Genomic DNA, 18,349 nt, shown 5'->3' on the forward strand with positions numbered 1-18,349 from the left:
CAAATCACCAGCAGGCCATGATGGCCTGACTCCGGCCGGGCTCATCAAGGCGCTTGGCATGCGCCCGCATCCCGAGGGCGGCCACTATGTCGAAACCTTCCGCGATCCGGCCGGCCCCCGCCTGCCGCATCCTCCGAAATCGCCTCGCGCGGCCACTGCACCGCCATCTACTATCTGCTCGAATCCGGCGAGCGGTCCCACTGGCACCGCGTGCGCGACGCCGCCGAGATCTGGCATTTTCATGCCGGTGGTCCGCTCAGGCTTTCCATGGCTCCCGCATCGGGGCCGGATGAACCGGGCACAGACAACGAGTATCCGGCGGCGCCAGGCGAGCATGTTCTCGGCACAGCCATCGCCGACGGCGCCCGGCCACAGATCGTCATTCCGCCGGGATGGTGGCAGGCGGCCGAACCGCTCGGTGACTGGTCGCTTGTCGGCTGCACCGTCGCGCCGGGATTTCTGTTCTCACATTTTGAAATGGCGCCGCAGGGCTGGGTGCCGCCCGGCTGGCCGGCGGCACGCGGCTAAGGATCAGGACCCCGGCGTCCGGTCAGCAGCGATTTAGCCGCCAGCGCCGCCCCACCGGTGATCAGCAGACAGGCGGTCAGGATTGCGAAGGTCGGCGCGGCGAAGCCGAAGCCGATCAGAACCAGCGTCGATAGGAGCGGCGCCAGATAGCTCGACGCCCCGAGCACCTGGATATCGCCATGCTTGACGCCGAAATCCCACGCATAGAAGGCTGCACCGACCGGGCCAAGTCCGAGCCCGACAACCGCCAGCCATTCACTTGCCGAGGCCGGCCAGACGGTGCTTTCCAGCCACAGATGCGCCAGCGCTGACAATGCTGCCGTCGCCAGGCAGAAACCGGTGACCACATCGCTCGGTACCGCGCCGAAACGCCGCGACAACAGGGAATAGCCGGCCCAGGTGAACGCGCACAACAAGGCCGCACCGTAGCCGAGCGCCGAGCCGCCGCCATACGTGCCGCCGGCCGAGCCGCCCGTCAGGATCAGGGCCGTTCCTCCCAGCCCCATCAATGCCCCGACCACGTGATGCCATCCGAGCCGCTCGCCGGGCAGCAGAGCGGACCCGACGACAATCAGCAGCGGCCAGAGATAGGCGATCAACCCGGCCTCGACCGCCGGCGCATTGCGCAGGGCGGTGAAATAGAGAAAGTGGTAGCCGAACAGCCCGCCGACCCCGAGACCCCAGACCGCGGCCGGCTGCCTCAGGGCTCTAAACCGCTCCGGCTGCCGTGCCATGGCGAGAAGGCCGATCATACCGCCGATTGCAAAGCACATGGCGCTGAGCTGCAAGGGCGGCACCTGCCCTGATGCGGCGGTAAAAAGCGCCAGCAGCGCCCACATCAGAACCGCTGAAAAACCGACGAGCGTGGCAAACATCTGTCCGAATCGTCCTCTCTTGCGCCCGTCAAGAGGTCCGTCTAGCTTCCAAATTTGCGCGCCGCAATGATCACATTGCCATATTTCGTCGGCACCTTGGCATAGACCGGCGCCATGTAGCCCCCCTGCGGATGCCGGGCGAACCACACTTCCATGCCCGATTGCCGGCGCATGGCTTCGATCGACGAACTGGACTTGCGGTACCCGCTTTTCGGCGTAAAGCGCACGGCGCAAACCGTGGTGTCCCCGGCATATCCCTCGGTCCGGAAGGGACGCTTGCCTTTGGGGGTCAGCTTCAGGTCGAAGCGGGATACCCCGTCAAAAACCGGCACGGTCGCCGGGCACGGCGTGTTTCCTTTCGCAAAGATGAGGCTGGTCAGCGGGTCGACAATCGACCGCATGTCGGCTTTCGACACCGGAACCCAGTCCCCCGAGCGCTTCTTCTTCGGCTCTACCGTCGTTGAGCGCACATTGCCGTTCCGCAGAGACATCGTCGCCCGGTACGGCTCGCTGCCGCTCTGGTAGCGCACCTCGAATCGCGTAGCCTTGAATCGTCCATCGACGATCTGTCCTTCGGAACGCACGTTGCCGCGGGTCGGATCGAGCATGTCCGCAAGAAATGTCGTCGCCATGTCGCCCGATATCTCGAAAGCCTTTCCATCGATGCGAACGGAAAAATTCAAAGTAGCCACCGGGATGCCGATGAAACTGACCGAATAGGCCGAGGTGTAGCTTTCCGACGCCTGCACCTGGCGGACCGCCGCCGGTGCCATCACCGCAACGATCAGGCTCGCCGCCGCCAACAGCCCGAGCGCCGGCTGCCTTGATGCCCGCACCCTCTGCAAACACGCCTTCGGCTGCTTATGTGACATCATCTCTGTCTCCTCTGCGATCCGGCGGTGCGGCGATCGCCTCCACACGTCGCCACTGCCATTTGATTGCGGCTTTTCCACGCCCGCCCGGCTGAAGACGCGCTCTGCATGGCGCGGGCGGCTTTTGGCTTGACGCGTTCCGGCACAATGACTATAGACACCCGACTTTCCAAGAATGGCCTGAAGTCATCCGGGCGCGCCGCATCAGGGCGCAGCCGTTGATCAAGGCGTAGAACCATAGGTGCGAACATGTCCCGTTGCTGTGAATTGACCGGCAAGGCCGTGCTGACCGGAAACAACGTCAGCCACGCCAACAACAAGACCCGTCGCCGGTTCCTGCCGAACCTGTGCAATGTCACCCTGATCTCCGATGCTCTTGGCCAGAGCTTCCGCCTGCGCGTCTCCGCGTCGGCGCTGCGCACGGTCGAACATCGCGGTGGTCTCGACGCTTTCCTGGCCAAGGCCAGCGAGAAGGAATTGTCGATGCGGGCCCGCCTGCTCAAGCGGCAGATTTCCAAGAAGGTGGCAGAAGCCGCTTAAGGCCTCTCCCACTGCATTGCGACGAATAGATCGAGCCGTTTAGGCTCGTTTTGTCATTTTCACCGTGCCGGTTTGCTTTCGGGACCGGCACATGGATCAACTGGTGGCATCACCCAGGATAAAAAAATGCGTATCGAGAAATCGTATCTGCCCTTCATGGGCGCCATGATCGCGGTCATCGTGGCCTCCAATTACCTTGTTCAGTTTCCGGTCGACGCCCGGCTCGGCATCGTCGACCTCTCCGAAATCCTGACCTGGGGCGCTTTCACCTATCCCGTTGCCTTTCTGGTCACCGATCTGACCAACCGCCGCTTCGGCCCCAAGGCGGCCCGGACGGTGGTCGCCATCGGCTTCCTGTTTGCCATCCTGCTTTCTATCTGGCTGGCCACGCCGCGCATTGCCATCGCCTCGGGAACCGCATTTCTTCTTGCTCAGTTCCTCGACGTGTCGATCTTTGACCGCATGCGTCGCGCCACCTGGTGGAAGGCGCCGCTGATTTCCTCGCTGATTGGGTCCCTGATCGACACGGTGCTGTTCTTCGGCATCGCGTTCGCCGCGCCCTTTACGCTGTTCGACACCGTTTTCGGACTGCCGGACGGTTCGCTGCCCTTCCCGGTGCCGTTTCTGTCGGTCGGCGCCGACGTGCCGCTCTGGACATCCCTCGCGGCCGGCGACTTCATCGTCAAGATGGCCGTTGCGCTGCTTCTGCTGGCGCCTTACAGGGCGCTGCGCAGCCTTGTGAGCGAGCGCCCTGCCCTGGCGGCCTCGAACGGACCGGTTTGATTTACTTGGCGCCTGCCTCATCGGCCAGGAGGCGGAATTCCAGAAGCAGATTGCGCTGCAATATCGAGTGATTATCGTCCGATACCAGCGTCAGATAGACATTCCCGGTCGCATCGACGCTGACATCGAGGCCTTCCATATTGTCGATCTGATGGCCGAAATCGGCATCCAGCAATACCGAGCCGTCAACTCTCGCGCCGCTCCGGATCGTTTCGCCGGCAATCCGTCTGAGCCGCATGCCGATGCCGCCGGAGATGGAAAAGCGCCGCTCCAGAAGCACCAGATCGCCATTCGGCAAGAAGGCGCCGTCGGTCACATCGAATGGCGGCTGTCGGCGCACGAAGAACACGCCCTTGTGCGGCCCATCGAGCACAGCCGCAAAGATGTCCCCGTCACCATTGATGGAACGCTCCGAGACGGCCACTGTGGCCCCGGCCAACGGGCTGTCCTGCGGCGCCACGGCAACGGTTTCCAGTCCGCGATTGGAACGCAATTCATGCCGCGGAATGAGGATCGGCGCCGACCCCATGGGCGATGCCGCCACCGGATCTGCCAGCGGGTAAAGGTCGATGCGATGGTCCCGCTCGAAACCGACCAGCACCGCGTCCTCGCGGACCGCCAGTCCCTCGGCATCCACCATCCATTTGGCAGACGAGCGATCGCCGCCGCGCGTGCGCATTGGCGTGATTGTGAAGTCCTCGATGCCCTGCGCCACGCCGGCCTCATCCCGGACGATGCGCCCTTTGAACCAGTGCCCGGTATCCATCACCCCGAGAAACCGTGAGCGGTCCTCTTCAAGCCGGATTGCCGACATCGCCCCGAGCAGGCGGCTTGAGCCGGTCAGTTCCAGGCCGCCGACAAATTCGAGATCACCGAAACGCGTTTCAGTGGAGCCGATTTGGAAGGCGTCGATCGGGCGCGCCGTGACCGTAACCGGCTGTTCTTGCGCCCCCGCCGCCGTCGCCGCCACCGTCGCCGTCGTCGTCGCCGTCAGGACGAACGCCAGCGCGCCAACAAGGCGACCCACGGCATGTTCCCTAGCACCGCCGGCTTTGGCCTTGCGCCTCAACCCGACCGCGCTCACGCCGACTGCCGGCGGCCGTTGGCGACGGCATCGGACGCCTCGTCGGCAAACAGTTCAGCAAGCTGCTCGGTCATCGCACCGGCCAGCTCTTCCGCATCGACAATCGTGACCGCGCGCCGGTAGTAGCGCGTTACGTCATGTCCGATGCCGATCGCCAGCAATTCCACCGATGAGCGTGTCTCGATCTCTTCGATCACGGCGCGCAGATGCCGTTCGAGATAATTACCGGAATTGACCGACAGGGTTGAATCATCCACCGGCGCACCATCAGAGATCATCATCAGGATGCGGCGCTGCTCTGGCCGGCGCAGCAGCCGCTGATGCGCCCAGATCAGGGCCTCGCCATCGATGTTTTCCTTGAGCAGCCCCTCGCGCATCATCAGCCCGAGATTGCGCCGCGACCGCCGCCACGGCGCGTCCGCCGACTTGTAGATGATGTGACGCAGATCGTTGAGCCTTCCGGGCGAAGCCGGCTTGCCGTTGGCCAGCCATTTCTCCCGCGCATGGCCGCCTTTCCAGGCGCGCGTGGTAAAGCCAAGGATTTCCACCTTCACACCGCAGCGCTCAAGCGTGCGCGCAAGGATATCGCCGCAGGTTGCCGCCACGGTGATCGGCCGTCCGCGCATGGAGCCGGAATTGTCGATCACCAGCGTGACGATGGTGTCGCGGAAATTGGTATCGCGCTCCATCTTGAACGACAGAGGCTGCATCGGATCGATGATCAGCCGTGACAGCCGCGCAGGGTCGAGATGGCCCTCCTCGAGATCGAAGTCCCAGGCCCGGTTCTGCTGCGCCATCAGCCGCCGCTGCAACCGGTTGGCCAGCCGTCCGACCACGCCCTGCAGATGCGCCAGCTGCTTGTCGAGAAAGGCCCGCAGACGGTCGAGTTCTGCCTCGTCGCACAAATCCTCGGCGCCGATCTCCTCGTCAAATTCGCTGGTATAGACCTTGTAGTCGACCTTCTCGGCGAAGTCGGCAAACGGCTGGTTCGGTCGCCGGGTCTCACCCGGCGTTTCGGCCTGCTCGTCATCGTCGAGATCGTCGTCGCCAGCTTCGGCGCCGTCCATCTCTCCGGCTTCGCTCTGCTCGTCCGAGGTCTCATTTTCCTCAGCCGGCGCCGATTCCGATCCGGCTTCCTCTTGGTTTTCCTCTTCGCCCTGCTCCTGGCTGCGCGGCTGGTCCTCGTCCGAGTCCTGTTCTTCCTCGTTCAGCTCGTCGTCAGCGCCGTAATCCTCTGCCATGTCGAGGGCGCTCAGTATATCCCGCACCGAACGTGCGAAATGCTCCTGATCCTCCATCGCGCCGGAGAGTTGAGCGAGCGCCGAGCCGGCCTTCTCCTCCACCCAATTGCGCCACAGATCGACAACCTGGCCGGAATTGACCGGCGGCCGCAGGCCGGTCAGCCTTTCCCGGACCATCAGGGCAACCGCCTCCTCGAGCGGCGCATCCTCGCGCACCGTCACTCCGGCATAGTTCGCCCGCGCGTATTTGTCCTCGAGCATCGAAGTGATGTTGCGTGCAACCCCGTCCATGCGATTGGCGCCGATCGCTTCGACCCGCGCCTGCTCGACCGCATCGTACACGGCGCGCGCCTCGGCCCCTTGCGGCGCCATCTGCAGATGAATGCGGTTGTCGTGGCAGGCGCGCCGCAGCGCCATGGAATCGCCCAGGCCGCGCGATACGGCGACATCGGCTGGAGATGGCTTCTTTGGCAGATCCGGCAGCCGCGCATGGCTCTCGACCAATCCCGGCCGATCGCCGCTGAACACCACCTCGAGATCATGGTCGCCGGAAATGGCGCGCATGCTCCCGGTCAGAGCCCGCTTGAACGGCTCGGTATCCGTCTGCCCCTTGGCCTTGCCTTTGTGATTGTCGCCGCGTTGAGCCATGGCAGCTCCTGTCAGGCCGTCGCGTCAAGCACGATATTGGCCGCACTTTCCCGCAGCTCTTCGCCGAAGGCACGCTGATAGTGCTCCGCCACGAGCGTGCGCTCCAATTCGTCGCACTTGTTCAGGAAGGTCAGCCGGAACGCCATCGCCACATCGCCGAAAATGCGCGCATTCTCGGCCCATGTGATCACCGTACGCGGGCTCATCACGGTCGAAAGGTCGCCATTGATGAACGAGGAGCGCGTCATGTCGGCAATCCGCACCATGCGCGACACGGTCTGCCGCCCCTCTTCGGTGTCGAACTCCTTGACCTTCGACAGGACAATGCCGACCTCGTGATCATGCGGCAGATAGTTCAGGGTGGTGACGATCGACCAGCGGTCCATCTGTGCCTGGTTGATCTGCTGGGTGCCGTGATAAAGCCCCGTGGTGTCTCCCAGGCCAACGGTATTGGCCGTGGCGAACAACCGGAAGGCCGGATGCGGCCGGATCACCCGGCTCTGGTCGAGCAATGTCAGACGCCCGGACGATTCCAGCACCCGCTGGATGACGAACATCACATCAGGACGGCCGGCATCATACTCATCGAACACCAGCGCGACGTTGTTCTGATAGGCCCAGGGCAGGATGCCATCCCTGAATTCGGTGACTTGCAGGCCATCCTTGATGACGATCGCGTCCTTGCCGACCAGATCGATACGGCTGACATGGCTGTCGAGATTGACGCGCACGCAGGGCCAGTTAAGGCGCGCCGCAACCTGCTCGATATGTGTTGACTTGCCGGTGCCGTGATAGCCCGACACCATGACACGCCGATTATGCGCGAACCCGGCAAGGATGGCCAGCGTGTTGGCCCGGTCAAACAGGTAGTCCGGATCAAGCTCCGGCACGTGCGGATCGCGCTCCGTATAGGCGGGCACGTCGAAGTCCGCGTCAATGCCGAACGCCTCGCGCACATTGACGGTCGTATCGGGCAGATTTGTAATATCGAGATCGATCTTGCTCATCACAACTCCAGGCCCGCCTTTGTGCCGGCCGCTTCATTCAGAAATAGCTCGCATTCGCCGGTTCGCTTAACAGAAACCCGACTGCTTTAGCAATTGATAGGCTTGGATGACGGAGCGAAAGCGTTCTTCCGATCCGCGGTCGCCGCCATTGGCATCCGGGTGATGCTTCTTCACCAGCTGTTTGTAGCGCTTCTTGATCGCCGCAGCCGTCGCCTCTTCGCTCAGGCCCAATGTTTCGAAGGCTTTCGCTTCCAGAGATTTGACCTTGCGCTGCCGGGGCTGCGGGCGCCGCGCTTCCGTTTCCGCGAAAAAGCCGAAGGGGTCGCGCATGCGCGCATGCGAGGCTGCCGAACCCGAGCGCATCGTTCCCGGTTGCGGGCCGTTGCGGGCTGCCTTGTTGACACCGATACCCCAGGTCGGCCGGTGACCCGTCAGCGCTTCTTTCTGGTAGCGCGCGATCTCGCCATCCGACAAACCGGAAAAGTAATTGTATCCCTTGTTATATTCGCGAACGTGGTCGAAACAGAACATGAAATACTGCCCGTCCGCATGCCGCCCGACCGGTGCGCGATGCGCACCTTTCTCTTCGCAGCCATCCCATTGACACACTGGTGCCGCCGGTGGCGCGTTTTCCGCCTGACGCCGGGCCCGGTTGCGTGCCCGGATGCTGTCGAAGTATTTGGAATCGAGTTTCATGCAACGATTATGGTGCTCTGAGGGGCTCTCTACAAGATTGACAAGCGCGAAACATCCTGACACCCCGTAGCTGATTTGTATGCGCCTTGCGCCTGTCTTCTGAAGGGTCCGAGGCCGTGCGGCAAGTGGCTTTGACGGGCCACTGCGTCAAAAATGAGAACGGAGCCGGATCGCCATGAACCGCCAAGCCCGCATCGAAGCTGCGTTGACTGAGACTTTCGCCCCGCTGCGCCTGCAGGTGATTGATGAAAGTCACCTTCACGCCGGACACCAGCCGGGCATGGATGGCAGCGGCGAGACGCATTTCCGTGTTCGCCTGGAGAGCGCCGCTTTCACCGGCCGCAGCCGCATCGACCGGCACCGTGCGGTTAACGCTGCACTGCAGGCGGAATTCGATGCCGGCCTGCATGCTCTGGCTGTGGAGGCGGCCGGTGCCGGCGAAGCCACCCGCTGGTAGCCGACCGCTCAAGCAACGCCCCCTTGACTCAATCGCCGATGATCTCGACCGTCGGCCGGATGCGCAATCGCGTGATGCGGTTCTTCTCGCGCTTCATCACCGTGAACCGCTTGCCGTGGAAGGTGAAGGACTGCTTTTCCGCCGGGATCACCTGGCTTTCATGGATGACGAGGCCAGCCACAGTCGTCGCCTCCTCGTCGGGCAATGACCAGTCAAGCGCCCGGTTGAGATCGCGGATCGGCAGGGTGCCGTCGACCACGACGGACCCATCGGCTTCCTGACGCAGGCCCTGCACATCGATATCGTGCTCGTCGGTGATGTCGCCGACGATCTCCTCGAGAATATCCTCGAGCGTCACCAGCCCCTGCAGTTCGCCATATTCGTCAACAACCATCGCGATATGCGCCTTGCGACGCAGAAACGCATTCAGCTGGTCCGGCACGCTCGTCGTATCGGGGACAAACCACGGTTTGTGGGCGATCTTCGCCACATCGATCCGGTTTGCCACATTGCCGGCCTCGGCCAGGGCGCGCAGCACATCCTTGGCATGGATGATACCGATGATGTTGTCGGTCGAACCGCGCCAGATCGGCATCCGCGTATAGGGGCTGTCGAGCACGGCGCGCACGATCGTCTCGGAACTGTCATCGGCGTTCAGCATCTTCAACGAAGTGCGGTGCACCATCACATCGGAGACCTCCAGCTCGCCGAGATCGAGCACACCCCCAAGGCGGTCGCGGTCATCCTTGATCACCGATCCCTCCTTGTGCAGCAGATCGACGGCGCCGCGAATTTCTTCATGGGCCGGCATCAGCGAAGGGTCATGCGACAGCTCCACATTGAACACGCCGAGGATGCGGCGAACCAGCCAGTTCACCAGGCTGGACAAGGGCCCGACGACAATGACCACCACATTGACCACCGGCGCGACGATCATTGCGAACCGATCCGGCACCGCGATGGCCCAGCTCTTTGGCAGCACCTCGGCAAAGACCACCAGAAGGACCGTCATCACGGCCGTGGCCACGGCCACCCCCGAATCGCCGAAGATCGACAGGAAAAGGCTGGTCGCCAGCGCCGACGACAGGATGTTGACGAGATTGTTGCCGATCAGCAGCGCCCCGATCAGCCGCTCACGCCGCTCGATCAGCCGGTTGACGATCGAGGCGCCGGCCTCACCGGAACTTTCCAAAGTGTGCATCCGCGCCCGCGATGCGGCGGTCAGTGCCGTCTCGGAACCGGAAAAGAAGCCGGAAACACCGATCAGCACCACAATGGCGACGATCGTCAGCCAATGCGCGGCGATCAGCTCACCAATTTCAATCAGGGTCATGGCGAACGCCTTTCTTCAAGAAATCTGTGCACTTCCGCGCCGGGGACATCATCGGCGATGAAGGCTTGTCCGATTCCGTGCGTCAGTATGAAGGTCAGCGCACCGCGCCGAACCTTCTTGTCCTGGGCGATGTGATCGAGAAGCACATCGGTCGGGGGCAGCGCGCCGGCAATATCACCGAGCCGCGTCGGCAGGCCGACCTCTGCCAGATGGCGCTGAACCCGCGCCGCGTCATCACGGCTTGCCAAATTCATGTGAGACGAGAATTCATGCGCCAACACCATGCCGATCGCCACACCCTCGCCATGCACGAGACGCTGTCCGTCATACTGAGTGGCCGCCTCCAGCGCATGGCCGAAAGTGTGTCCGAGATTGAGCAGCGCCCGCCGGCCGGCTTCGCGTTCATCGGCTGCCACCACCTCGGCCTTCGCCCGGCAACTGACGGCAATCGCCTCGGCCCGCTCCGGTCCACCGGAAAAGATGCCGCGCCAGTTGGCTTCCAGCCAGGCGAAAAAGTCCGGACGATCGATCAGACCGTATTTCGCAACCTCCGCATAGCCTGCGCGAAACTCGCGGTCCGACAGCGTGTCGAGCACTTTCGTATCGGCGATAACGAGATCGGGCTGGTGAAACACGCCAACCAGGTTCTTGCCGTGCGACGTATTGATGCCGGTTTTGCCCCCGACGGAAGAATCCACCTGCGCCAGCAAACTCGTCGGCACCTGAATGAAGCGCATGCCGCGCCGCACGATACCGGCGGCAAAGCCCGAGAGGTCGCCGATCACACCGCCCCCCAGTGCCACCACCGCATCGCCGCGTTCCAGCCGCGCTGCCAGAACGTGGTCGACGACCTGCATCAAGGCTTCAAAACTCTTGGTTTTCTCACCGGCCGGCAGCACCAGTGAAACGGCGGCGATACCGGCATCGGCAAGACCGGCCATGAGCGGGTCAAGGTGCAGCCGCGCAACCGTCTCGTCAGTAATCACCGCCACCCGCATGCCGTCGCCAAGCGCTGCAATGGCCTTGCCGGCGCCATCGATCAATCCCGTGCCGATCAGAATGTCGTAGCTGCGCGCGCCCAGCGCCACCTGCACTGTTTTCTGCGCGGTTGAGAGGGTCACTGCGGGTTGAGAAAGCCCGCCGGACTGCGATTCTGTCATGACACATTCCCGGTATCTTGCGCCGCCACAGCGGCCAGCGCCGAAATGACCTCGCCGGCAATCGTCTCTCGTGGTGCATCGCGTGATAGGACGCGCAACGGCGCTGTCGCATAAACCGGGTAGCGCGCTTCCATCAGCGTCTGCAATGTACCCTTTGGATCTTCGGTCTTCAGCAAAGGTCGGTTGTCACGCCGTGACACCCGCTCCCACAGGACGTCCAGTTCTGCATCAAGCCAGACCGCCAGCCCCTTATCGCCAATCACCCGGCGATTCTTCTCGTTCATGTAAGCGCCACCGCCGGTCGAGACCACGCCGGCACCGTTTTTCATCAACCGGCGGATGACCCGCGCCTCGAGCGCCCGGAACTCCGCCTCGCCATAAGCAGCGAAAAGATCGCTGATGCTCATCCGCGACGCCCGTTCGATTTCATGATCGCTATCGAAAAACGGCACCTGCAACCACTGCGCCACCAATCGGCCAATTGCCGATTTGCCCGCTCCCATCAGACCGACGAACACCAGCTTGCGTGGCCCCAGGGCCGCGAGTGCACGGCTGATGTCCCTTTCCGCCGGGCGGCCCGGGTTCGCAGCTGTCGCATGCGTCACTGATCTCTCCGTACTCCGATCGCCCCATCCTGGCGGTCCTGGCCGTGCACGCCATCTCGACATCTCTGTGTGCATCGCCAAGGCGCCCCTGCGCCCCATCCCCGGCGTTGCGCATCCTGTCGAGGCCGGCGTTGCGCATCCTGTCGAGGCCGGCGTTGCGCATCCTATCGAGGAATGCGGCCCGCACGTCAAGACAAGCCCCCGCCCCGCGCCCCCCGCCCCGCGCGCCCCCGCCCCGCGCGCGATGACACAGGCCCCGGGTTGTAGCGGACTTTCCGGCTTCAGCTTCGCGCCGTCTTGAAACACCGCCGCCGCTGGCGCATAAGGAAAATACTGTAGTAAGGTAGCATGATGCCCACTCTTTTCCGGTTTCTCGTTTTCTGTGCCGTTCTCGCTGGCCTCGTCTATGGCGCGATGTTCGCGCTCATTTTTACGGTCCAGCCGACAGAACGTGAAGTTACGGTTCGGATTCCGGCGGAACGGATAAACCCGAGATAGGCCGTCCCCATGCGCAATTCAGGCCGAGCGCAGGTCGAGGCATTTCTCGAAATGCTCAGCGCCGAGCGGGGCGCCGCTGCCAATACGCTGGCCGCCTACGGCGCCGATCTGGAAGAAGCGATCGCGTTCATGTCGTCGCGCAATTCGGCACTACCAGCCGCCGGCAGCGATGATCTCAAGGCCTTTATTGCCGATCTGGCCGGGCGCGGCTATGCGGCCAGCTCGCAAGCCCGCAAACTTTCCGCACTGCGCCAGTTTTTCCGGTTCCTGCATGCCGAGGGACTGCGAGCCGACGATCCGACCGGGACGATCGATACGCCACGAAAGGGGCAAGCACTGCCGAAAATCCTCAGCGTCGAAGAGGTCAGCCGCCTGATTGCACAGGCCGAAGCCGACATTGCTGCCGCCGGTTCCGACCAGGAACGCTATCAGCGGATCCGCTTCCGCGCACTGCTCGAGCTGCTTTATGCCACCGGCATGCGGGTGAGCGAACTGGTCAGCCTGCCTGAACGTGTGTGGAGCGGCGATGGTCGCTTCCTGATGATCCGCGGCAAGGGCAACAAGGAGCGGCTTGTCCCCCTCTCGCTGCCGGCGCGTCAGGCGATGGCTGACTGGATCGCAACGCGCAATGCCGCCTGGCCTGCCAACACCGATGATCCGCAATGGCTTTTTCCCGCGGCTTCCGATCTCGGGCATCTGGCCCGCCAGGTTTTTGCGCGCGATCTCAAGGCGCTTGCCGGACGGGCGCAGATTCCCGCGCGGCTGGTTTCACCGCATGTGCTGCGGCACGCCTTTGCCAGCCACCTGCTTGCCAATGGCGCTGATTTGCGTGCCGTCCAGGAACTGCTTGGCCATGCCGACATTTCCACCACCCAGATCTACACGCATGTTCTTGACGAGCGTCTCAGGCAACTGGTCAACGATCATCACCCCCTTGCAAAAAGCGGCATAAACCGCGATGTAGCGGCCGACAACGGTTGAGACCGGCATCCGAGCGCCTTATTTGCTGACCGGAAGACGTGTCGCGTACCCAAGGGGGGGCCAGACCGAGGGCAAATGCAGAATTATCTCGATTTTGAAAAGCCGATCTCCGATCTCGACGCCAAGATCCGTGAATTGCGGGCCCTGGCGAGGGAAGATGACAGCGTTGACACCAGTGAAGAGATCACGCGTCTGGAAACCCGCAGCCGCGAGGCGACCGCCGAAATCTACACGCGCCTTACCCCCTGGCAGAAGACCCAGGTGGCCCGCCATCCGGGACGGCCGCATTTCAAGGACTACGCCCGCGCGTTGTTCACCGAATTCACGCCGCTTGCCGGCGATCGCAAATTCTCGGAAGACGCGGCGATCCAGGCCGGCTTAGCGCGCTTTCGCGGCCAGCCCGTGGCGATCATCGGTCAGGAAAAGGGCCAGGATACCAAGTCGCGCATCAAGCATAATTTCGGCTCGGCACGCCCGGAAGGTTATCGCAAGGCCATCCGCATCATGGAAATGGCGGATCGCTTCGGTCTGCCGGTCATCACCCTCGTGGACACGGCCGGAGCCTATCCGGGTGTGGGCGCCGAAGAGCGTGGTCAGGCCGAAGCCATTGCCCGTTCGACCGAGACCTGTCTCAAGCTTACCGTACCGCTGGTGTCGGTCATCATCGGCGAAGGCGGCTCGGGTGGTGCCATCGCCATCGCCACCGGCAACCGCGTCTATATGCTTGAGCACTCGATCTACAGTGTCATTTCTCCGGAAGGGGCCGCTTCGATCCTCTGGCGCGATTCCGCCCGCGCGCGTGACGCCGCATCCTCGATGCGCATCACCGCCCAGGACCTCATCCAGTTGGGCGTGATCGACGGCATCATCGGCGAACCTCTGGGTGGTGCGCACCGCGACCCGCAGACGGTCATGGCGCATGCCGGCGATACGTTGACCGCTGCGCTCGAGAGTCTCGGCGGCCTGTCGCCCGAGCAGCTGCGCACCGAACGCCGCGAAAAGTTTCTCGCCATCGGCCGCAAGATCGGCTGAGGTCCGGCGTCACCAACCGCCGGCCCGATACTGGCGGCGAGCAGCCGCCGCACTGGCGCCACAATCACGCTCTTGTTATGCCTTGGTGGCGGGCCTGTCCTTGCGGTAACCAACCGTCAACGATAAGCAGCGAAAATGCGATGCTTGTCGGGCAAGCCGCAAGCAATGGATGGCGAACAATCACGACGGTCGGCACGCCCTGCAAACCTCGTGATTATCCAGTGTTTTAACCGCACGGCAAGTGGCGATGTAAGACCTGAGCGGCGCCAAGCCCAAATGACTTTAGGGAAGACATGATTCGAAAGAGCTTTTTGCATCTGCCGCTGCTCGGTCTTCTCGGCCTCCTGCTGCTCGCCCTCACCGGCTGCCAGGACGCGCTCGATTCTGTGGCCAACAAGGCCGAGCATCCGCTGCCCTCCAAGCTGGTCAACAAGATGAAAGCGCATGACATGAGCTCGCGCTCGCCGATCATGATGCGCATCTTCAAGGAGGAAGGCGTTCTCGAGATCTGGAAGCAAAAGGGCAATGGCCGCTTCGACAAGCTGACGGAATACGAGATCTGCAAATGGTCCGGCAAGCTCGGTCCGAAGTTCAAGGAAGGCGACCGCCAGGCGCCGGAGGGCTATTATCGCATCTATCCGGCCCAGATGAACCCGCGCTCGAGCTATTACCTCTCTTTCAACCTCGGCTTCCCGAACGGCTATGACCGCGCCCATGGCCGCACCGGCACCAATCTGATGGTGCACGGCGCGTGCTCATCGGCGGGCTGCTATTCGATGACCGACGAGCAGGTGCTCGAGATCTATGGCCTCGCCCGCGACGCCTTCAAGGGCGGGCAGGAGTATTTCACCGTCGCTGCCTATCCGTTCCGCATGACGCCCGAAAACATGGCGCGGCACCGCAACAGCGAGCATTTCGAGTTCTGGAAGATGCTGAAGATCGGCTATGACCAGTTCGAGCTGACCAAACGCCCGCCGCAGGTCGAAGTCTGCGAGAAACGCTATGTCTTCAACCAGCAGCCCGAGGACGCCGACGCCAGCTTTGTTGCCACCGCCGCCTGCCCGGCGATGCGCACACCCGACAGCCTGGCGATCGCCTATCAGGCCTACCAGCACAAATGGAATGACGCTTTTTCCAAGGCCGTCACGCGCGAAAGCCGCGACGAAGCCCGCGAGGCCGCCGAGGAAGCGCGACGCGACGAGCGCGACGCACGCATGGAGGCGCGCCAGGAGATCCGCTCGGAGACAGCTGCGAATGGCACGCCATTGCCGATCGGCAATCTGTTTTCGACACTCGGACCTTCGGACAGTCCGGCAGCCGCGCCCGCGCCGTCCAGTGTCGCAGCCGCAGCATCCTCCAGCGCGGCAACCGCAGTGAATCCTGCTGCCCCCTCTCTAAGCGCTGATGCCGCTGTCGCCGCCGTGGCCGAAACAGCGCCGCCAGCCGCGCAACCGGACACTGCAGCCGACCGGCCGTTCTGGAAGATCTGGGGCGGCAACTGATGGCGCAGGCCGAAGTCGTGCTTGATCTAAAAGGCCTGAAATGCCCGCTTCCGGTCATGCGCACTCGCCGGCATTTGCGCAGCTGCACCGCAGGGACAATCATACTGGTCGAGACCACCGACCCCCTGGCGGTCATCGATCTGCCGCACTTCTGCCAGCAGGAAGGGCATCGGCTGCTGGAAAGCCAACCGCGCGCCGAGGGCCATGCTTTCCTGATTGAGAAGTCGACCGCTGCCGAGGCGACCACAGCACCGCAGATCTGAGCCCGTCCGGCGCAGGGCCCTATCCGCGGCCCGGCGTGTAGCCGCCGGGAATGGCCAGCGGGTTATCGATCAGTGCCTGGCTGTCGGGGCGGTCGATCCCCGGTCTGTTCGCAAGGGCGCTGAAAAGTTCGCTGACCAGTCCCGCCGGCAGATCTTTGCCGATGACCACCAGCCGGGTCTTTCGATCGGCTCCTTCGGGCCACCCCGCGAGCCGCACCGGTGCAGCGATGATCGATTGCACGGCGTGCACCACCAGCGGCCGCTCCGGCCGGTCGCTGAGCTTGACAATCCCCTTCATGCGCAAAAGATTCGGCCCGTGAGCGCTCTGCAAGCGGTCGAGAAACAGCATCAGCGCCTCAGGTGCGATCGCCTCATCAATCACCAGGCTTTCCGTTTGGATGCCGTCAGCATCGTGCCCGTGACTGTGTGCATGGGCGGCAGCAGGCACTGCGGCGGCTTCATTGCCAGCGTTCGCGTTAATTGAAAACACCGCCTCCGCCGTAAGATCCGGGTCATCCCCGTCCAGAACCGCGACACGTGGATTGAGCTGCGTCAACAGCGGTGCAAGCGCGCTGCGTTGCATTTCGCCGACCATGCCGGACTTGCTGATCAGCAAGCGATCGGCCAGGCGCACCTGACGGCGCGCTTCCTCATGCTTTGCCAGCGTATCGTTGCCGTGCACCGCATCGACCACCGTCACGAGGCCGGCAAATTCGTAGCACCCCGCCAGCACAGGATGCCCGATGATCGCCTGCAGCACGGGCCCGGGGTCCGCCAGCCCGGTCGTCTCGACGAGTACACGCGAAAACGGCCGCACCCGCCCGGTCTGTCGCCGGTCCATCAGATCGGCCAGCGTATCAACCAGGGCGCCGCGCACCGTGCAGCACAAACAGCCATCCGACAGCTCGATGATGCCATCGCTCGATTGTTCAACCAGCAGATGATCAACCCCGATGGCGCCGAATTCATTGATGATCAGCGCCGCATCGGACAGGAACGGCGCGCCGAGAAAACGGTTGATCAGCGTGGTCTTGCCAGCACCGAGAAACCCCGACAGGACATGCACCGGCATCTTTTCCGGTCGGCGTGCGTGAGGCGCGGGATCGCCATTCATCTCAGATCGACGGCTTGTAGACCGGCAGCGGGATACCCCGCGTGCCAAGCACTGCGGCCGCCTCGAGCGCCGTCGCCGGCCCGTCACCGATCGGTTCGCCCAAGGGAGCCGGAACGAATTCCGGCGGGCCGCCGCGCCCTTTGATCAGCGGCGAGTTGAATACCAGTTCCCCATCCTCATCGCGTTCACCGCGGCGCGCTTCCTGCGCTTCCGGCGAACAGATCTCCTCGGAAACATCGCGTGTCGTGGCCCGCTCGGCGCCGTACGGCTCCAAAGTCAGAAGCGTTTCACTCTCGTCGGCCGGCGTGCGCAACGCCTTGTCCAGAAGCCGGGCTGATTCTTCTGCCCGCGAGACCTGGCTGTCGGCACCGAAAACCACCGCCACGACCGTTCGGCCGTCGCGGCTGGCCGAGGAGACCTGATTGAATCCGGAAGCGCAGATGTAACCGGTCTTCATGCCATTCGCGCCCTCAAAGCGGCCGATCAGAATATTGTAGTTTTCATAGGTGCGCCCGCCCACTTCGAATCCCTCGAGGTCGAAATAGGAGGCATATTCCGGGAACTCGCGCCGCAGCGTCACGGCAAGCAGCGCCATGTCGCGCGCCGTCGTGTACTGGCCTTCACCGGGCAGCCCGTTCGGGTTGACGAAGCGGCTGGACGTCATGCCTATGCGCCATGCCTCGGCGTTCATCGTCGCGACGAAACCGTCAAGCGAGCCGCCGACCGCCTGCGCGATCGCCACGGCAACGTCATTGGCTGACTTCACCATCAGATACTTCAACGCCGAGTCGAGTGGAAAGCGCGTTCCCGGTTTGAAATACATTTTGCTGGCCGGTTCATCGGCGGCGCGCGGGGTCATGACAATGTCGGTGTCGAGCGAAATGCGCCCGGCCCGCACGGCCCGAAATGCGACATAGGCTGTCATCAGTTTGGTCAGCGATGCCGGATACCAGCGTTGGAATGCGTTATTGTGCTCGATCACCCGGCCGGTAGCCACCTCCACGGCCATGGACGGACCGGCAGCGCCAGCCGGGGCGGACAGCGCCACAGACAGCACAAGTCCGATCAATGCTGCAAGGCGGGTGTGAGACAATGAGATCGACAGTAGCACGGCCTATCCTTGAACTGAT

General features: G+C 63.2%; 18 protein-coding genes and 1 pseudogene. 8 read left to right on the forward strand and 11 right to left on the reverse strand.

What is annotated here, in order from left to right; genetic code table 11:
• Nucleotides 1-25 precede the first annotated feature (25 nt).
• A pseudogene (locus KY465_RS04495) lies at nucleotides 26-528 on the forward strand (cupin domain-containing protein).
• Here the strand turns inward: KY465_RS04495 and yddG are convergent.
• Nucleotides 525-1,403, reverse strand: a complete 879-nt coding sequence (yddG, locus tag KY465_RS04500) for an aromatic amino acid exporter YddG (RefSeq protein WP_219200257.1) — start codon at nucleotides 1,401-1,403, stop codon at nucleotides 525-527. The pseudogene KY465_RS04495 and the gene yddG overlap by 4 nt on opposite strands.
• A gap of 41 nt (nucleotides 1,404-1,444) precedes the next feature.
• A complete protein-coding gene (locus KY465_RS04505) occupies nucleotides 1,445-2,278 on the reverse strand; it encodes a DUF3108 domain-containing protein (RefSeq protein WP_219200258.1) in 834 nt (277 codons plus the stop codon).
• A 246-nt stretch (nucleotides 2,279-2,524) separates the two neighbouring features.
• Here KY465_RS04505 and rpmB point away from each other — a divergent pair, with 246 nt between their 5' ends.
• Together rpmB and KY465_RS04515 are read left to right on the forward strand one after the other, a co-directional pair.
• On the forward strand, nucleotides 2,525-2,815 hold the full coding sequence (rpmB, locus tag KY465_RS04510; RefSeq protein ID WP_219200259.1) for a 50S ribosomal protein L28: 291 nt from the start codon (nucleotides 2,525-2,527) through the stop codon (nucleotides 2,813-2,815).
• Between the two features lie 126 nt (nucleotides 2,816-2,941).
• Nucleotides 2,942-3,598, forward strand: a complete 657-nt coding sequence (locus tag KY465_RS04515) for a queuosine precursor transporter (protein ID WP_219200260.1) — start codon at nucleotides 2,942-2,944, stop codon at nucleotides 3,596-3,598.
• 1 nt (nucleotide 3,599) lies between these two features.
• On the opposite strand, the gene KY465_RS04520 is transcribed toward KY465_RS04515, so the two are convergent.
• The 4 genes from KY465_RS04520 to KY465_RS04535 all read right to left on the reverse strand — a co-directional run bounded on the left by KY465_RS04520 (nucleotide 3,600) and on the right by KY465_RS04535 (nucleotide 8,274).
• On the reverse strand, nucleotides 3,600-4,592 hold the full coding sequence (locus KY465_RS04520) for an esterase-like activity of phytase family protein (protein WP_255561486.1): 993 nt from the start codon (nucleotides 4,590-4,592) through the stop codon (nucleotides 3,600-3,602).
• A gap of 86 nt (nucleotides 4,593-4,678) precedes the next feature.
• Nucleotides 4,679-6,571 (reverse strand): cobaltochelatase subunit CobT, encoded by a 1,893-nt coding sequence (gene cobT, locus KY465_RS04525; RefSeq protein ID WP_219200261.1) that lies wholly within the window; start codon nucleotides 6,569-6,571, stop codon nucleotides 4,679-4,681.
• A gap of 11 nt (nucleotides 6,572-6,582) precedes the next feature.
• A complete protein-coding gene (gene cobS, locus KY465_RS04530) occupies nucleotides 6,583-7,578 on the reverse strand; it encodes a cobaltochelatase subunit CobS (RefSeq protein WP_219200263.1) in 996 nt (331 codons plus the stop codon).
• Nucleotides 7,579-7,644: 66 nt separating this feature from the next.
• A complete protein-coding gene (locus KY465_RS04535; protein WP_219200265.1) occupies nucleotides 7,645-8,274 on the reverse strand; it encodes a J domain-containing protein in 630 nt (209 codons plus the stop codon).
• Nucleotides 8,275-8,449: 175 nt separating this feature from the next.
• Here KY465_RS04535 and KY465_RS04540 point away from each other — a divergent pair, with 175 nt between their 5' ends.
• Nucleotides 8,450-8,731: a BolA family protein gene (locus KY465_RS04540; protein WP_219200267.1), complete on the forward strand. Its 282-nt coding sequence runs from the start codon at nucleotides 8,450-8,452 to the stop codon at nucleotides 8,729-8,731.
• Between the two features lie 28 nt (nucleotides 8,732-8,759).
• Here KY465_RS04540 and KY465_RS04545 read toward each other — a convergent pair whose 3' ends face one another.
• From KY465_RS04545 to KY465_RS04555, 3 genes are read right to left on the reverse strand one after another with little or no spacing between them, the layout of a single operon-like run.
• Nucleotides 8,760-10,064, reverse strand: a complete 1,305-nt coding sequence (locus tag KY465_RS04545; RefSeq protein ID WP_219200269.1) for an HlyC/CorC family transporter — start codon at nucleotides 10,062-10,064, stop codon at nucleotides 8,760-8,762.
• Nucleotides 10,061-11,224: a 3-dehydroquinate synthase gene (gene aroB / locus KY465_RS04550; protein ID WP_219200270.1), complete on the reverse strand. Its 1,164-nt coding sequence runs from the start codon at nucleotides 11,222-11,224 to the stop codon at nucleotides 10,061-10,063. The genes KY465_RS04545 and aroB overlap by 4 nt, the downstream gene beginning before the upstream one ends.
• Nucleotides 11,221-11,829, reverse strand: a complete 609-nt coding sequence (locus KY465_RS04555; RefSeq protein WP_346432588.1) for a shikimate kinase — start codon at nucleotides 11,827-11,829, stop codon at nucleotides 11,221-11,223. Before KY465_RS04555 ends, aroB begins: the two co-directional genes overlap by 4 nt.
• Before the next feature lie 507 nt (nucleotides 11,830-12,336).
• On the opposite strand from KY465_RS04555, the gene KY465_RS04560 reads away from it, so the two are divergent.
• From KY465_RS04560 to KY465_RS04575, 4 genes are all read left to right on the forward strand, one after another.
• On the forward strand, nucleotides 12,337-13,308 hold the full coding sequence (locus KY465_RS04560; RefSeq protein WP_219200274.1) for a site-specific tyrosine recombinase XerD: 972 nt from the start codon (nucleotides 12,337-12,339) through the stop codon (nucleotides 13,306-13,308).
• Between the two features lie 75 nt (nucleotides 13,309-13,383).
• On the forward strand, nucleotides 13,384-14,340 hold the full coding sequence (locus tag KY465_RS04565) for an acetyl-CoA carboxylase carboxyltransferase subunit alpha (protein WP_219200276.1): 957 nt from the start codon (nucleotides 13,384-13,386) through the stop codon (nucleotides 14,338-14,340).
• A gap of 311 nt (nucleotides 14,341-14,651) precedes the next feature.
• Entirely contained in the window at nucleotides 14,652-15,842 is a 1,191-nt protein-coding gene (locus KY465_RS04570; RefSeq protein WP_428982944.1) for a L,D-transpeptidase family protein, read from the forward strand.
• Complete coding sequence (locus tag KY465_RS04575) at nucleotides 15,842-16,105, forward strand: sulfurtransferase TusA family protein (protein WP_219200279.1); 264 nt, start codon at nucleotides 15,842-15,844, stop codon at nucleotides 16,103-16,105. Before KY465_RS04570 ends, KY465_RS04575 begins: the two co-directional genes overlap by 1 nt.
• A gap of 19 nt (nucleotides 16,106-16,124) precedes the next feature.
• Here the strand turns inward: KY465_RS04575 and KY465_RS04580 are convergent, their stop codons facing one another.
• The gene (locus KY465_RS04580) at nucleotides 16,125-17,219 is read right to left on the reverse strand and encodes a CobW family GTP-binding protein (protein WP_255561429.1); all 1,095 of its coding nucleotides are present in this window, start codon (nucleotides 17,217-17,219) and stop codon (nucleotides 16,125-16,127) included.
• Between the two features lies 1 nt (nucleotide 17,220).
• Nucleotides 17,221-18,330 (reverse strand): D-alanyl-D-alanine carboxypeptidase family protein, encoded by a 1,110-nt coding sequence (locus KY465_RS04585; RefSeq protein ID WP_346432589.1) that lies wholly within the window; start codon nucleotides 18,328-18,330, stop codon nucleotides 17,221-17,223.
• Nucleotides 18,331-18,349: the final 19 nt, after the last annotated feature.

Origin of the sequence: Neohoeflea coraliihabitans, assembly GCF_019334345.1 — a bacterium.
Lineage (GTDB): Bacteria > Pseudomonadota > Alphaproteobacteria > Rhizobiales > Rhizobiaceae > Pseudohoeflea > Pseudohoeflea coraliihabitans.